The sequence below is a fragment of the Flavobacterium sp. IMCC34852 genome (genome assembly GCF_030643905.1).
Classification (GTDB): Bacteria; Bacteroidota; Bacteroidia; order Flavobacteriales; family Flavobacteriaceae; genus Flavobacterium; species Flavobacterium rivulicola.
Genome location: NZ_CP121446.1, coordinates 1,607,045 through 1,622,563 on the forward strand (window position 1 = coordinate 1,607,045; position 15,519 = coordinate 1,622,563).

Below are 15,519 nucleotides of genomic sequence, written 5' to 3' on the forward strand. Positions count from 1 at the left end.
TTACTCTTTCATTTCTAACTCGGTCGGCACCGGAGTTTCAATTTCGGTTTTCTTTTGATAAAAAAGACTACTCACCATACTCAAGGTAGCATAAGGTCGGTTAGAATATTTATTGCCCAAACAAATCACGGTCACGGTATCTTTTTTGACCGGTATAAAGGAGGTATTATTGCCATGCCACCAGCCGTTGTGGTAAACCATTTTTTCTCCGTTTGGAGGTAAAAAGCGCATGCGCATGCCTAAGCCATAATCTTTTATTGGTTTGGCAACCTTAGCGGCGCTATAACCGTAATAAGCTTCTTGCAATAATTCGGGTTTGATGAAATCCGAAGAGTAAGTGGCCAAATCAAACTTCACTAAATCTCTGGGTGTTGAGTAAATGTTTTTATCACCATGCAAGTTGTCATATTGATCCCAAGGAAAAATATTGCTGCCACGGTAAGATTTACAAACGGTATCTCGGTCGGTTTCATAATTAAAAACAAAAGTGTTTTTCATACCAAGCGGTTTGAAAATCAGGGTTTGCATGGCGTCGCGAAAGTTTTGACCGGTAGCTCTTTCGATGACTAGGGCCAAAATGACATAGTTGGTATTGCAATAATCAAAGCGGGTATTATCAGCAAAAACGGGTTTGAATTTTTGCTTGATCATCAAATCCAAAATATCTTTATTAGTCAACACCTTTTTTCGGTTCCAGGCTTTTTTCATTATACCGGGAAAGTTGGAGTAGTGCGGCAAACCGCTTCTGTGGTTCAGCAAAGTCCTGATGGTGGTGTTTTTATAAGGGAATTTCGGAATCCAATCGGTTACTTTTTGGTCGAGCATAATATTGTCGTCTTGTACCAATTTTAAGATGGCTGTAGCCGTCAAAACTTTGCTCACAGAAGCCAAGTGAATAGCGGTATTGGCATCGATTTTTTTTCCGGTTTTGGCATTGGAAAATCCCCTGTAATCTTCATAAATGATTCGGCCGTTTTTGGCCACCAAAAAACTTCCGCTGTAGTAAGGCGAATTGATGAATTTGTGGTAAAATGAATCAATTTTGGGTTTCTTTTCGTTGATGTAAGCTTCTGAAACCAAGCCGAATTTGACATTAAAAGGAATTGTAATCAGAGTAGTGTCAAGATTTGCAAGGTTTTCAGAAACGAATTGTCGGGTTCCGACCATTGGGCCGGAAAAATACAATAGCGTGCTTAGAAAAAAGGAAATCAGGGTAAGCTTCATGGTTGCAATAATACCAATATTTAACCGAAATTAAAACCTTTAAATTCTAAATCGTTGTTAATCTTTCCAACTTTTGTTAACAAAAAACCGCCTCTTGAAGGAGGCGGTTTTGAGGAATTAAATTTTAACTTTTATAGGTAACATGAATAAGGTTCTAACCGGTTTTCCGTTTTTTACACCCGGTTCCCATTTTACTTTGGAAGCTTTCAGCAAGCGAATGGCTTCTTTTTCTAACTGGTAATTGGTACTGCGTATGGCTTTTATATCGGTCAATGTGCCGTCTTTTTCTATTACAAATGACATCATAACACTCATCGTTACATCGCCATCTTCTTCAATTTCAGGTCTTTCAAATTTTCGAACTACATATTCGTAGAATTTTTCTATACCGCCCGGATATTTCGGAAGTACATCAAGATTGTTGGTGGTTTCATAACCCGGACCACTCGGAACGTCTACGGGATTATTGTTTCCGCCTTCAACGCCGGAAGTGATTGGGATTGTTCCGGTGCCATTGCCTTCAGATGGTGGTGGTGTTTCTTTGAGTTCATTGTTGGTTGGTACATTGTCTGTCGCGTTTTCGGTATCGGTAACGACCATGTTGGAAAGATTGTTGGGCTCAACACTATTTGGAGCTTGTTGCTCTTTTTGGGGAGCCGCCGGTTTTTCTATTTCAGGTTTAGATGTTAAATCAACCGGGGTAATTTGGTTGTCATCTATTACAATTACAGGTCCGTCATGAGGAACATCACTAAAGGAAGTCAAGAACAGCCCACCGCCAATGGCAGTTAAAAAGAAAGCGACACCACCGATAAGAGCAAATAATGAGGTTTTGGCATTTTCTTGACGCAACTGGTAGGCGCCGTAGGCTTTGTTTTTGCCTTCAAAAACCAGATCGATCCAGTTTCTTTCATAAATACTAACGTTTGACATAATTATATGGTTTTAGAGTTAAGTATTTATACTACATAAGCGAAGTGTTTAAAGTTATAACGCAGGAAATATTAAAATAGTATAAATAATGTTAAATATTTATCTATATAGAGGTAGTATTCCGCTAAAAGGTTGGAAAGATTTAAATAAATCTGGGCAAAAAAAGAAAATTATCTTTTGCTTTCGATGATTTCCGCCAATAATTTTTTGGCGCGAAGCAATTTGATTTTAACGTTGCTCAGGGGTTCGTTCAGCTGTTCTGCAATTTCCTGATAACTCATTTCCTGAAAATAACGCAACTGAATGACTTCCTGATAATGTGGTTTTAATTCTTTGATGAATTGGAGTAGGCGAGACAGGTTTTGTTCAGTAATCAATTCGTCTTCGGCAGAAGGAGAACTATCGGCTACGTTGTAGGCTTGTTGGTCTTCTTCATCGGTAATTTCCACAAAAACGGTCGATTTTTTTTTGCGGAGCATATCGATGTGCACATTTTTGGCAATGGCAATCAACCAAGTATTGAATTGAAATTCGGGGTTGTAAGTCGCAATTTTGTCAAAAGCTTTAGAGAAAGTTTCAATAGTAATGTCTTCCGAATCGGTTTCGTTTTCCGTTCGTTTGAGCATAAAGCCATACACTTCGTTCCAATAATGGTCGAGCAAAAAGGTAAACGCTACTTGGTCACCTTTCTTGGCTTTCTCTATGTATTTGTTTATTTCCAATGCACCGGTTTTGAGAACGTATTGGTGATGAATACATTCAATTGGGTGAAAATTAAAACAATTTCTATGATGGGAAACCAATACATCACATCTTTTTCTTTAAGCTTTCCGGCCGCAAATCCCATGGATAGCCACGCAAATAAATAGCGGAAGCCAATGATACTCACCACAGCAATCCACTGAAATTGAAATACCAACAAGACTATTGGTAGCAATAAAAACAACAATTGAGAAGCGTAGAATAACCCCAATTGGTTGCGGTCAAACATTTTATAGTGTTTGGCGGTTGATACATGACGGCGTTTTTGGGTAAACCAATCCTTGAATGATTTTTTGGGCTCCGAATAGGTAAAGCTGTCTTGTAAATAACAAATGGCTGTGTTTTCTCCGGTTGCGGCTTGGTTGATAAACAAATCGTCATCTCCGGAACGGATTTTCATATGATCCATAAAACCACGCACTTTAAAAAACTCTTCGCGTTTGTAGGCCATGTTACGTCCAACTCCCATATAAGGTTTCCCTATTTTGGCCCAAGAAAAATATTGGGTTGCTGTTAATAGCGTTTCAAAACGGATGATTTTATTCAAAAACGAATTGGCAATTTTTTCATAAGCGCCATAACCCAAAACGATATTTTTTTGTGCTGTAAACTGTGAACTCATGCTCGTAATCCAATCTTTGGAAGTCGGATAGCAATCGGCATCGGTAAACAATAAGTATTCGTATTTTGCGGCTTTGATTCCCAATGTCAAGGCGAATTTTTTATTACCCCAAAAGGCTTCGTTATTTTCTACTTTGACCAATTTAATGTTGGGATATTGTTTTTCAAATGCCTCAAAAATCTCTAAGGTATTATCGCTCGAGGCATCATCAATCAATACGATTTCAAAAGTGTGGTAATTTTGTTCTGCCAACAGCGGTACAAATTGCTGCACATTCTCTTCTTCATTTTTAGCACAAACAATCACTGAAATCGGTACTCTTTTCGGAGTTACAGTTTGTGGTTTAGCAAAAGAAAATTTGCCAAATACTACAACATAATATAAGAATTGAATAACTACAACGGCGATGAATAGACAGAATAGAGCTAATAACATAGGCTTTTTTTGACTTTAAAAAGGTGTGCAAATGTAGTTATTCTAACCGCAATAATCAAGGGATTTTTAACAAATTCCTATCGGTTCTTTTTCATTTCGTTGGCAATGTCAATGGCCTGATGGTCATTGGTTTTTTCGAGTTCGGAGATGATGTTTTGGTAGTTTTTATCATCTCGATTTTGGGATAATTTCTTTTGGGCTTCGATACCGGTGACTTCGATTTCAAAAGCAATAATTCCTCGGGCTTCCCGCATGGTTTTTTCGGATAGATTTTCGACACGAACCGGTTTCTCTGATTTGACTTCGTATTTATCGACTAATTTTTTAAGTGAATTGACTGCTTGTTCGTGGTTGTAAATGGTCACTTTTCCGTAAACATGTACGGCCAGATAATTCCAGGTTGGTACATTTTCATGGTCATACCAAGAAGAAGAAATATAAGTATGCGCTCCCGAAAAAATAGCCAATACTTCATCACTGTTCTTAAAACTTTCTGCTTGTGGGTTGAGTTTAGAGACGTGTCCGACTAAAATTAGATTACCGTTTTCATTCACATCCAAGACTAACGGTATGTGCGTTGCCCATAATTTTCCATTGGTTTGGTTGACTAAAATCGCAAAGCCGTTTTGATGCAAGAAGTTTTGAATGTCTTCTTGGTTTTCGTTTTTGTATAAGTCGGGGATGTACATTTTTAGGGATTAGTTAAAAGGGATAAGGGATTAGTATATTGAGTGATTAGGAAACTTATCCCTTTTCCCTAATCCCTTTTAACTTTTTAAATCACATTCACTTCGGCTTCAATCGCGATGCCGAATTCTTTTAAAATCGCAGCTTGAATATCCTTTGAAACGGCCAAGATTTCTTGTCCGGTCGCGTTGCCGTAATTCACTAAAACCAATGCTTGATTTTTATGTATTCCCGCGTCACCAAAGCGTTTGCCTTTGAATCCGGCTCTTTCTATTAACCAACCGGCAGGCACTTTAACTTCGGTTTCCGAAACCACGTAATGCGGCATTTCCGGATGCAAAGCATGTGCTTTTTCGAAATCGGCTTTTGAAATAATCGGATTTTTAAAGAAACTACCGCTATTACCGAGTTCTTTCGGGTCGGGCAATTTGCTCTGGCGAATGGCAATTACGGCGTTGGAAACATCTTTTAAAGTTGGGTTAACCACGTTTTGTTTTTCCAATTCCTTCATGATATCGCCGTAGAAAGTGTTGATTTTGTGGTTGCGTTTGGTGAGTTTAAAAACAACAGAAGTAATGACAAATTGGTCTTTGGCTTCTTGCTTGAAAACACTTTCCCTGTAACCAAAATTACATTCTTCTTTATTGAAAGTTTTGAGATCTTGCGTGGCAATATTTACCGCTTCACACGATACAAAAGTATCTTTGATTTCAGTACCGTAAGCACCGATATTTTGCACAGGAGTTGTCCCAACATTCCCCGGAATTAAAGACATATTCTCTAATCCACCGAAGTTTTGGTCGATGGTCCAAAGTACAAATTCGTGCCAGTTTTCACCCGCCATGCTTTCTACCCAAACGAAATCGTCATCTTCTTTGAGAATTCTTTTTCCTTTTAAATCAACATGTATGACCAAAGCTTGAATGTCTTGGGTTAACAACATATTGCTTCCGCCGCCTAGTATGAATTTTTTCTCGTTGGTATTTTCTTTTAAAACGGTTTTTAACTCTTCAACTGTGTGAACTGCAATAAATTGCTTGGCTTTGGCTTCAATACCAAAAGTGTTGTATTTTTTTAGGGAGAAATTAGTCTGGATTGGCATCATTTAAATCGGCTTATTGGTTTACAAAAGTAAACAATCCATCATTTAAACGAATTTCTTTTGGTAGTTTTTTTGCCAAACATGGAACATGAAAAGTGGCATGATGTAAGGAATAATTTTGGTATTGCCTTTTTGGATTTCGCTTACAATTTTTAGTCCGTTGAGGTTTTCCATAAAAGGCATTTCAAACATTTCACTTTGGGCAAAACTATTGAGTTCTTCTTTGAAAATAGGGTAGTCTGTCAAATATTTTCCCCAAGGTGCGCTCAAACCAATCTTTCTGAAATCGATGATTTCTTTCGGTAATTTGTCTTCCATCGTCGATTTGAGGATGAACTTTCCTTTTTTGCCGGTAAACATCCATTTGCTGTCTAAGGTTCCCAAACCGGCAACCAATCTTTGGTCTAAAAATGGCTCGCGGCATTCGATTGAAGTTCCCATGGTACAACGGTCGTTTCGGTCTAATAATGAGCATAAGTAGGTATGCTGGTCAAAATATAACGCTTGGCGTTGTAAATCTTTCGGATATAATTCTTGTGCTTCTTTTAAAATTTGATGACGATAATCATTCTCAGGTTTTTTCTTGTTGCCGTAAAACGAATTAATATCATTCGGATAAACATTGGAACCATTAAAAATCACCAAATCTGCATCGCTGTTGATTTTGGAATATCGAAACAATTTATCGTAACGAGGTCTTTTATTAAAGGTTTCAAACTTCGAAATTTGTGAAATAACTTTCAATAAAGAAGGATTTTTCAAGGCTTTATAACGAACATAGCCGCCCATCAATTCATCAGCACCTTCACCGGAAAGCAACACTTTTACTTTTGGCTTGGCCAATTTTGCGATAGCCAACAAATGTGGTTCGTTGAGGTGCATTATCGGCTCATCTTGAAAATAAGAAGTCTCTATCAAATTTTGGTATAGATTTTCATTTTCTAATTTGGTATGATTCAACTGATAATGATATTCCTCAGTGATTCTTTTGGCCAAATGATACTCATTATGCTCTTCTTCCGAGAAACTGATATTGAAAGTCTCAATGTTTTTAAAATTCTGATGGTACAATGCTGATAAAATCGAGCAAGAATCTAATCCGCCACTGAGTAAAACCCCAACGGGGACATCACTAACCATACGGAGTTTGACCGAATCAAAGAACATTTCTTCAAACCATTTTTTCGGATTGATGATCGGGCTGTGGTTTTGGATTTGCTCTTTCAAATTCCACCATCTCACGGTATTGCTTTTTCCGTTTTCGTCAATCACCATATAATGACCGGGAAGCAATTTTTTGACATGATTGAACAATGTATTTTCGCCTGCCACAAAACGATTGAAAATGTATTCTTCCATACCGTTTTCCGAAATTTCAAGTGGTACTCCGGCAGTAAAAAGGGCTTTCTGTTCAGAAGCAAAAAATAAAGTATTTTGGTGAAAAGTGTAATACAAAGGTTTGACACCCATTCTGTCGCGACAGAGCGTGAGTTTCTTTTTCAAAGTGTCCCAAATCGCAAAGGCAAACATACCGTTTAAACGTTCGAGCATTTCCATGCCGTACAATTCATAGAGCTTAAGTAAAACTTCGGTATCAGAACCCGATTTTAAAGTAATTCCCTTGCTTTTTAATTCGGGATAAAAAGATTGGTAATTGTAAATTTCCCCATTAAAAACGATGATGTATCGGCCGTTGTCGGAAATAAAAGGTTGATGTCCGGCCGCGGAAGTATCAATGATAGAAAGTCTTCTGTGACCTAAGCCAATATTGTTATGAAGGTAAATACCTTTATCATCCGGACCACGATGCTCCAGAATATCACGCATTTTCACCAATTGATTTTGGTCAACCGGTTTGTGATCTAAATGTAAAATTCCGTTAATGCCACACATAAAATTATACGGCAGCTGATTTAGCTGAGATCAAATCGTGGTACTTAAAAGCTATTTTTTTCATGTTGGTTTCATAGTTGGCATTTTCTTCAACAAACTTTCTATTGGCTAAGACTGCCTTTTGGGTAAGTTCATTATTTGCAAATGCCCACTGTAATTCTTCGGCTAATTTAGTTGCATTTTCGGTAGCTACAAGTATTCCGTTCACTTTTTGTTGTATCCAATGACGATTGCCGGGTAAATCACTTACAATTGGAAAACAACCACAAGCCATAGCTTCAAAAAGGGAAGCGGAAACACCTTCAGTCGTAGGCATGCTTATGTAGAAATTGGATTTTTGCAAGTAAGCCGGAATCTCTTGATTTTCAATTCTTCCAGTAAAAAAAACTTCTTTTTCGATATTGAATTCTTTGGCCAGAACCTTTAATTTTTTCAATTCAATTCCGTCACCAATGATAGTGAGATTAAAAGGGATGTTTTTTTGTTTGAGGATGGCAAATGATTTTAAAATCAAATCGTGTTGGTACTCGGGATGCAACGAACGCGTCACTATGGCATTGATTATTTCACGGTTTTCGGTATTGTTGAATTTAAAAAATTCCAGGTTAATTCCTTTGGGTAAAATCATCACCTTTTTCATGTCGACACCACTTTCCTGCATGTGATTGGCCATAACATTTCCCCAAGCGTGAATCAAATCGGCTTTTTTGTAAGCATATTTTTGAATGATTTTTTTAAACGGATAAGAAGGCGAATTTATGGGCCACAAATCGGTAAGGCCTTGTTGGGCAATAGCTATCGGTCTAATGCCTGATAATGCTGCTAAATAACCATAACTGGTGGTTCGTTCGGCAATAACCATATCAGCATTGAATTTTTTGACGATACTTTTAATAGTTAAAAACGCTTTGGTCAATTCCAGTATTCTTATAAACCTGTAAAATCCGTGATTTTTGGTTTGCAGTTCCCAGGTTACAATTTCGAAGTCGCCAAAATCCTTGAGACCATTCATCCAAGTTATCGCATCAGCGCGGTAAGTTTCTCCCAAAAAAAGTATTCTTTTTTTTGCCATTGATTTAGTCTTCGGTTTCCAAAGCTCTGTTTAAAAAGTCATTTAAAGGTTTTAATGCTATGAGTTTTTGAGCCACAATTTTACTGAAATTTTTGTCGGTAAAAAGGGCATCGTCAATTTTGGTCGAAGCCGTAAAACTTTTCAGTTTCAGAAATTCAATAGCCGGATGATTCGGGTCGAAATCTTTGGGCGCTTTTTTTAAAGTATTGCTTTCGTCACGGGTCATTTCTTTGAACTCTTTCTTGAAGTTTTTATCATTGACAATTTTGTCTAAATCCTCATGAAAAAAGGCGATTTCTTTGCGAATTCGTTTTAACTCATCCGGTTCCGGACACCATACACCGCCGGCGATAAAGGAATTTCCTTTTTCAAAATGGACATAATAACCCGGACTGTTTTTTCGGAATTTATTTTGGGTAAACCAAACGCCCATATTGGTTTTATAAGGCGATTTGTCTTTGGAAAAACGAATATCGCGATTGATGCGAAAAGTACAGTTTTTAACTTCCAATGGTTCCAAGGTTTTGTCCAATGGTTTCATTTCTGCCAAAAGCGAGGCAATAAAATTGTGGTAGTCTTTCTTGTAGTTTTCATACCTTTTTTTATTGGCATGCATCCAATCGGTATTGTTATTGGCGATTAAATCCTCCAGGAAAACTAAGGCTTCTTTGGTTATCATACTACAAGTGTTTTCTGAGTTCTTCTTCGGTGATATAACCTAAATTACGCCAAACTTCTTTTCCGTTTTCATATACAATTATGGTTGGCAAGCCGTCAATTTTCATTCCTTCTACCAAAGCTTTGTTTTCATCAGCATCTAATCTGACAATTTTTATTTGGTCTTTGAGTTCTTCTTGTAATTTCAACACGTAAGGTTTCATTTTTTGGCACGGACCACACCAAACCGCTGTGAAATTAATCAGTACTTTTTTGTCGGAAGTAATTAGTTTTTGAAAGTCATCGGAAGTCATTCCGGTTTTCACATTCTGAGTGTTTTGTGAAGTTTTAGGGAGGTTGTTGGCCGACCATTTCATGATGCCGCCATCTAAATTATAGATTTCTTTGAAACCCATTTCCGCTAATTTATCAGCCGCTTGCGCACTTCTTCCGCCTACTTTACAATACACAAAAACAGGTTTGGTTTTATCGTATTGCGCAGCTTTTGTAGCAAAATCAGCACTGTTTATATTGACATTATCGGCGTTTTCAAGGTGTTCAACTTCATACTCTTGAGGTGTTCTTACATCCAATAACTGAGGTTTCTCGGTTGTTTTAAGCTTTTCAGCGTAAGTTTTCGGATCTAATGTTTGAATGTTTTTTGCAGTTTGCCCTTGACAACTTAAGAAGAGGCAACTCAACAATAGCAACAAAAATAATTTGGATTTCATATTCTGCAATTTTTCAGCTAAATTACAAAATAGAACAACACTACAAATTAAATATTTTATAACTCTGATGGGTCGTTTTTACAATGTTTTCTGTCCGTTCCGGATGGGTATCAGAAATGAATAATTGTCCGAATTCTTCGTTGTTGACCATTGCGATAATCTTGCTCACGCGAAATTCATCCAGTTTGTCAAAGATGTCATCAAAGAGCAAAATGGGTTTTTCACCGCTTTGTTTTTTGACAAAATCAAATTGGGCCAATTTCAAAGAGATTAGAAATGATTTTTGTTGGCCTTGAGAACCGAACTTTTTAATAGGATAATGATCTATTTCAAAAGACAAATCGTCTTTGTGTACTCCAACCGATGTGTATTGTAAAGCCCTGTCTTTGCTGAGGTTTTCTTCCAGTAAAGTCAAGGTGTCTTTTTCAAATAAATCACTTTGGTAAACCAATTGTACGGTTTCGGCAGAATTTGTAATTTCCTGATGGTATTGATTGAAAATCGGAATAAACTCGGTTAAGAAATTTTGTCTTTTTTCGAAAATGGCCTTGCCTAAATTGTCCAACTGCTCATTATATATGCTTAAGGTATCTTTTTCAAAAACGTGATTTAAAGCGAAGTATTTCAACAAAGCATTGCGCTGGCTGATGATTTTTTGGTATTGGATGAGTTGTTGTAAATAAGCATTGTCCAGTTGAGAAATCACACTGTCCATAAACTTTCTGCGTGTTTCACTGCCTTCGATGATTAAATCTCTGTCGGCCGGAGAAATGATGACCAAAGGAATAAAACCTATATGGTCAGAGAATTTTTCGTAGAGTTTGCTGTTGCGTTTCAGGATTTTCTTTTGGCCTTTTTTGAGGCTGCAGAGAATTTGTTCAGAGCGGTCATTTTTATCAAATTCGCCATCTACAACAAAAAACTCTTCCCCGTGTTTGATGTTTTGTACCGCTAACGGATTGAAATAGCTTTTGCCATTGGCCAAATGATAAATGGCATCCAGGATGTTGGTTTTTCCAATGCCGTTTTTACCCACGAAACAATTGATTTTGGCATCAAATTCGAAGGTAGCGTCTGAAAAATTCTTGTAATTAAGTACTGAAATTCGCTTTAAAAACAATTTGGTTTTTGTTTAAAATTAAGGCCTAAGCTAAAGAGGTGCAAATTATTCAAAATTATCGAGAAAAATAATTTCAGTCGGATTAAATATTAAATCAATTTTTTTTGTGTCGGTTTGAATAAAAATTTTATTTTTGCGCACACTAAATTAAAAATAGATGGCAACTTTTAACAAAAGAGGATATAAAGCACCAAAAGAAAAAGCGGAAAAATTAGACAACAATTTTATCGAAGACGTAAATGTTGATGAGAAAGACAGTGCCACTGCAAAGGCATTTGATACTTTAGATCAATCAGCTTCCAGAGCGGAAGATTTTATCGCCAAAAACCAGAAGTTTATTTTGGGTTTCCTTGGAGCAGTAGTTGTAGCGGTTGTAGGTTATTTTGCTTATGAGAAGTTCATTGCGGAACCTAACCAACAAACAGCAGCGGATGAATTATTCGTAGCCCAACAAAACTTCCAAAAAGCCGTTGACGGTGATGTTAAAGCGGATTCGTTATTCAATTTAGTCTTAAACGGTTCCGAAGGTAAATTTGGTGTGATCAGAATTGCGGAAGAATATTCAGGAACAGCTGCCGGAAATTTAGCTAACTATTACGCAGGAATCGCCTACTTAAACACCGGTAAATATGCTGAAGCTATTAGCAGTTTAGAGAAATTCTCTTCAGATGATATCATGTTAAGCACTTTGGCAAAAGGAGCCATCGGTGATGCTTATGCACAACAAAACAAACAAAAAGAAGCTTTGGAATTCTATTTGAAAGCGGCTGATGCCAATCAAAATGATTTCACAAGACCAAGATATTTATTGAAAGCAGGAAAAACAGCTTTGGCTTTAGGGAACAAAGCAGACGCTTTAAAATATTTCAACGAAATCAAAGAAAATTTTGATGCAACTCCGGAAGGACAACAAATTGATGGTTTGATAGGTTTAGCACAATAAATCAAAAAATAATATTTTATAAAAGGATTAAGGATGCTATCTTTAATCCTTTTTTATTTTAATCCATAAAAATATGGCAACAGCGAATAAGAATTTGTCCAATTATGATAAAAGTACACTTCCCAATGCCAAGGACTTTCGGTTTGGGATTGTGGTTTCAGAATGGAATGATCACATTACAAATGGTTTGTATAACGGGGCTGAAGCGGCATTATTAGATTGTGGCGCTTTACCCGAAAATATTATCAGTTGGAATGTACCCGGAAGTTTTGAATTGGTTTACGGCGCACAGAGAATGATTGTTACCCAAGAGGTCGATGTTGTGATTGCCATCGGGTGTGTAATTAAAGGGGAAACCATGCATTTCGAATTTGTCTGCGAAGGCGTAACCCAAGGCATCAAAGATTTGAATGTACAAACCGATGTACCGGTTATTTTTTGTTTATTGACTGATAACAACGAACAACAGTCAATTGACCGTAGTGGTGGCATTCACGGTAACAAAGGAACCGAAGCGGCAATTGCAGCGATAAAAATGGCTGACTTGAGAAGAAAAACAATGTAATATATTTCATTGTCAATATATAATAGAAGCCTATTCCGTTGTGAATAGGTTTTTTATTTTTAGCCAATTATTAACTAAAAATCCCCGTACTTTTTCCTTAAATTTGCTAACTTCGGTTTCCCTACTGAATACTAATTACTGATAACGAATGTCGAGCATAATTCAATTACTTCCTGATCATGTTGCCAATCAAATAGCCGCGGGTGAAGTGGTCCAAAGACCGGCTTCGGTGGTTAAAGAACTCTTGGAAAATGCAGTCGATGCCAAAGCCACCGACATCAAACTCATCATTAAAGATGCCGGAAAATCATTGGTACAAGTCATTGATAACGGAGTAGGGATGAGTATCACCGATTCGCGTTTGTGTTTTGAACGTCATGCCACTTCTAAAATCCGTCAGGCGGAAGATTTGTTCTCTTTGCACACCAAAGGATTTCGAGGCGAAGCTTTGGCCTCCATAGCAGCGATTGCGCATGTGGAAATGAAAACCAAACAAGACCAAGAAGAGTTGGGAACGCATATCATCATTGAAGGCAGCAAATTTGTCTCTCAAGAACCGGCCGTTTTGCCCAAAGGAACTTCTTTTGCGGTTAAGAATTTGTTTTTTAATATTCCGGCCAGAAGAAACTTTCTAAAGTCGGAAACGGTAGAGCAACGCCATATAGTGGATGAATTTCAACGGGTAGCGATGGCGCATCCTAATATTCATTTTACCATGTATCACAACGGTAGTGAAATGTTCAACTTACCGATATCCAATTTCAGACAACGCATTGTCAATATATTTTCGGGGAAAACCAATGAGAAATTGGTCCCGGTAAAAGAAGAAACAGAAATTGTCAACCTACAGGGATTTGTCGGAAAACCCGAGTTTTCAAAGAAGAATAGAGGAGAGCAATTCTTTTTTGTCAACAATCGTTTTATCAAAAGCGGTTATTTGCACCATGCTGTTATGGCTGCTTATGAAGGTTTGCTCAAAGACGGAGCGCAACCGAGTTATTTTCTCTATTTAGATGTTCCGCCACATACTATTGATATCAATATTCATCCTACTAAAACGGAAATTAAGTTTGACGATGAACATGCGCTGTATGCCATTTTACGTTCGGCTATCAAACACAGTTTAGGGCAATTTAACGTCGCGCCGGTATTGGATTTCGACCGCGACCCGAATCTAGATACGCCTTATCAATACCAAAACAAAGAAGCCGAATATCCAACGATACAAGTCGATAGAAGTTATAATCCGTTTTCGGAAGACAAGCCGAGTAAGTCAACAGCCACTAATTTTAGTTATAAAAAACCCGAAGCACAACCAAGTTGGGAAAGCTTGTACGTTGGCTTAAAGCAAGCCGGACAAGAAATAGCCGAAATGACTTTTGAAAACGAAGCTGTGACTTCGTCTTTATTCGAAGAAAATGAAATTGAGCAGGAAGTCAAGCGCACTTATCAAATCCATAAAAAATACATCGTCAGCCCAATCAAATCAGGGATGGTGATTATCAACCAAAAACGAGCACACGAGCGTGTTTTATACGAAGAGTTTTTAACGAGTATGACGGTGCATCAAGCTTCAAGTCAGCAGTTGTTGTTTCCGTTACAGTTATATTATTCTCCTGGTGAAGTAGAATTGTTAGCCGAATTAAAAACTTCCTTAGAAAACACCGGTTTTGTTTTTGAAGCCATAGAAGAAGATAATGTACTAATTTCAGGTTTACCTGTCAATGTGACCGAAAGCGAGATTTCAATTGTTTTGGAAGAGTTATTGAGTGACTTGCAAGACGGGATTCCGGACAATAGTTTTTCCCAAAATGACACCATTGCGAAATCAATGGCTCGAAGTTTGGCCATCAAAACTGGAACGTATTTAACCGAAAAAGAACAAGAAAATTTGGTGCACAATCTTTTTGCCTGCAAAGAACCGAATGTGTCGCCTTTTCAAAAACCAACCTTCATCACTATGAGTGTGGAAGATTTAGATAAAAAATTCAACGTATGATGCGAATGACTGAGACTGTTAAACAGTTGTTGATTGTTACCATAATATTTTACATCGGCTCTAATTTTGTTGGTGATGTTGCTTACCAATTGTTTTCAGGTTTTTATCCCGAAAATCCAAATTTTAGGTTTTGGCAACCGGTAACCAGAATATTTATGCACCTGCCGATATATGACGGTTCAAATTCCGGAAACATCATGCATTTGGTTATGAATATGTTTGGGTTGGTTATGTTTGGTTCGGTATTGGAGCAATTTTTAGGGAGTAAAAAATTTCTTTTCTTCTATATCTCCAGTGGTATATTGGCTGGATTGTTCAGCAACTTAATCAGTTATTATTATTTTCATCACGGAATTGATTTGTTGGTACAAAGCGGAGAAAATGAAGCAGAAATTTTACGACTGTTGCACGAAGGCAAGTACAATCGTAACTGGCAGAACATGATTCCACTCAGTGATTATGATTCTTTTATGAGAAGTTATTTAGGCGCAAGTATGGGTGCATCAGGCGCATTGTATGGTCTTATGGTTGGATTTGCCTATAGTTTTCCCAGTGCTCCAATGGGGTTACTTTTTATACCGATTGAGATTAAAGCCAAATATTTTGTTACCGGTTTGATAACTTTGGATGTTATTTTGGGTTTTTATGGCTCATCTATTTTTGGTGTGGAAACTGGTGTAGGACATTTTGCCCATATTGGAGGAGCTATAGCCGGATTCATTATGATGTGGTATTGGAAGCGAAATCAGTTTAATAAAAATCGTTGGAATTAAA

Annotated in this window: 15 protein-coding genes; 4 read left to right on the forward strand and 11 right to left on the reverse strand. The window is 37.4% G+C overall.

The annotated features are described in order from the left end of the window. The 11 genes from P7V56_RS06920 to recF form a co-directional block, all read right to left on the reverse strand. The gene (locus P7V56_RS06920) at positions 1-1,224 is read right to left on the reverse strand and encodes a serine hydrolase domain-containing protein (protein WP_171222416.1); all 1,224 of its coding nucleotides are present in this window, start codon (positions 1,222-1,224) and stop codon (positions 1-3) included. 117 nt (positions 1,225-1,341) lie between these two features. After that, complete coding sequence (locus P7V56_RS06925; protein WP_171222417.1) at positions 1,342-2,157, reverse strand: energy transducer TonB; 816 nt, start codon at positions 2,155-2,157, stop codon at positions 1,342-1,344. A gap of 170 nt (positions 2,158-2,327) precedes the next feature. Beyond that, positions 2,328-2,879, reverse strand: a complete 552-nt coding sequence (locus tag P7V56_RS06930; protein ID WP_171222418.1) for an RNA polymerase sigma factor — start codon at positions 2,877-2,879, stop codon at positions 2,328-2,330. Continuing rightward, a complete protein-coding gene (locus P7V56_RS06935) occupies positions 2,870-3,976 on the reverse strand; it encodes a glycosyltransferase (protein WP_171222419.1) in 1,107 nt (368 codons plus the stop codon). Before P7V56_RS06935 ends, P7V56_RS06930 begins: the two co-directional genes overlap by 10 nt. Before the next feature lie 77 nt (positions 3,977-4,053). Beyond that, the gene (locus P7V56_RS06940; protein WP_171222420.1) at positions 4,054-4,665 is read right to left on the reverse strand and encodes an FMN-binding negative transcriptional regulator; all 612 of its coding nucleotides are present in this window, start codon (positions 4,663-4,665) and stop codon (positions 4,054-4,056) included. Positions 4,666-4,751: 86 nt separating this feature from the next. Beyond that, a complete protein-coding gene (murB, locus tag P7V56_RS06945) occupies positions 4,752-5,765 on the reverse strand; it encodes a UDP-N-acetylmuramate dehydrogenase (protein WP_171222580.1) in 1,014 nt (337 codons plus the stop codon). A 45-nt stretch (positions 5,766-5,810) separates the two neighbouring features. After that, positions 5,811-7,658: an asparagine synthase (glutamine-hydrolyzing) gene (asnB, locus tag P7V56_RS06950; protein ID WP_171222421.1), complete on the reverse strand. Its 1,848-nt coding sequence runs from the start codon at positions 7,656-7,658 to the stop codon at positions 5,811-5,813. A 4-nt stretch (positions 7,659-7,662) separates the two neighbouring features. Then, a complete protein-coding gene (locus P7V56_RS06955) occupies positions 7,663-8,730 on the reverse strand; it encodes a glycosyltransferase (protein WP_171222422.1) in 1,068 nt (355 codons plus the stop codon). A 4-nt stretch (positions 8,731-8,734) separates the two neighbouring features. Further along, positions 8,735-9,409 carry a DUF2461 domain-containing protein gene (locus P7V56_RS06960; RefSeq protein WP_171222423.1) on the reverse strand — a complete coding sequence of 225 codons (675 nt, stop codon included), beginning with the start codon at positions 9,407-9,409 and terminating at the stop codon, positions 8,735-8,737. 1 nt (position 9,410) lies between these two features. Beyond that, positions 9,411-10,118: a thioredoxin domain-containing protein gene (locus P7V56_RS06965; protein ID WP_171222424.1), complete on the reverse strand. Its 708-nt coding sequence runs from the start codon at positions 10,116-10,118 to the stop codon at positions 9,411-9,413. 40 nt (positions 10,119-10,158) lie between these two features. Then, complete coding sequence (gene recF / locus P7V56_RS06970) at positions 10,159-11,238, reverse strand: DNA replication/repair protein RecF (RefSeq protein WP_171222425.1); 1,080 nt, start codon at positions 11,236-11,238, stop codon at positions 10,159-10,161. Positions 11,239-11,395: 157 nt separating this feature from the next. Here recF and P7V56_RS06975 point away from each other — a divergent pair, with 157 nt between their 5' ends. The 4 genes from P7V56_RS06975 (at position 11,396) to P7V56_RS06990 (ending at position 15,518) form a co-directional block, all read left to right on the forward strand. Next, a complete protein-coding gene (locus tag P7V56_RS06975; protein ID WP_171222426.1) occupies positions 11,396-12,181 on the forward strand; it encodes a tetratricopeptide repeat protein in 786 nt (261 codons plus the stop codon). Positions 12,182-12,254: 73 nt separating this feature from the next. Next, complete coding sequence (gene ribH, locus P7V56_RS06980) at positions 12,255-12,746, forward strand: 6,7-dimethyl-8-ribityllumazine synthase (RefSeq protein WP_171222427.1); 492 nt, start codon at positions 12,255-12,257, stop codon at positions 12,744-12,746. Positions 12,747-12,894: 148 nt separating this feature from the next. Further along, a complete protein-coding gene (gene mutL / locus P7V56_RS06985) occupies positions 12,895-14,745 on the forward strand; it encodes a DNA mismatch repair endonuclease MutL (RefSeq protein ID WP_171222428.1) in 1,851 nt (616 codons plus the stop codon). Then, the gene (locus tag P7V56_RS06990; protein ID WP_171222429.1) at positions 14,742-15,518 is read left to right on the forward strand and encodes a rhomboid family intramembrane serine protease; all 777 of its coding nucleotides are present in this window, start codon (positions 14,742-14,744) and stop codon (positions 15,516-15,518) included. Before mutL ends, P7V56_RS06990 begins: the two co-directional genes overlap by 4 nt. The last annotated feature ends 1 nt before the right edge of the window (position 15,519 follow it).